The sequence below is a fragment of the Paenibacillus tepidiphilus genome (genome assembly GCF_008635795.1).
GTDB lineage: Bacteria > Bacillota > Bacilli > Paenibacillales > Paenibacillaceae > Paenibacillus_AQ > Paenibacillus_AQ tepidiphilus.
In genome coordinates this window covers 1-623 of the sequence record NZ_VWRQ01000078.1, presented here as the reverse complement: position 1 = coordinate 623, position 623 = coordinate 1, and the positions used below count along the sequence as shown (strand labels likewise).

Annotated in this window: 1 protein-coding gene; it reads right to left on the bottom strand. The window is 64.7% G+C overall.

Annotated elements, in window-relative coordinates:
- Positions 1 to 325: 325 nt before the first annotated feature.
- Positions 326 to 623 (bottom strand): antitoxin VbhA family protein (locus F1379_RS29570; RefSeq protein ID WP_203457202.1); only part of this gene is annotated, 298 nt, incomplete at its 5' end.

Here is a 623-nt window from a genome sequence, read left to right as displayed (position 1 = left end):
AGCCTTGCAGCACAAGGCTTTTAGCGAAGCAACGGGAGTTGCGTGGTGTGTGACAAGTTTTCCGGGGGTGCGGGGCCATCCCGCAAGCCAGCATCGCCCTCTATTCATACCTTGCCCGGCCCTAGTGGATGAGTCCGGTCATTCACCGAAAACGGCGCTGACGGACAAACCATGCCCGCATGTGCGAATGCAGCGTTTCGCCCCCGGCATCGTCCAGCCCGCCCGCCAGGAAAAACGAGAAAAACCGCCCGACGCCATCCGGGCCTCTTCCGGCTGCGATTCGAGCAAATCCAGCACGTCGGCCACCTCGGGCGGCGAGGCGGTTTTACTGCGCATGGCGATGCAGGATGCGGTAGCACTGCACCGCCTCATCGTGGGTGATGTCGCCCCGGATCAGCAGCGCCTGAACCGCCAGATCATCCGCGTTCATGGCCAGCCCCTCCAAGGCCAGCGATGCATGCACCTGGTCGAAATCGGCGCGGCGCTGTTCCTGGCGGGCGTGGTCGTTTTCAGCTTGGCTATACAGCCGGCGCGCCAGTGGCGCATAGCGGGAAATCGCCGCCTCGATGCCGGCGCTGTCGCGCGGATCGAGATCGTCCCGCTCCCCAGCCAGCGCCGCCTTC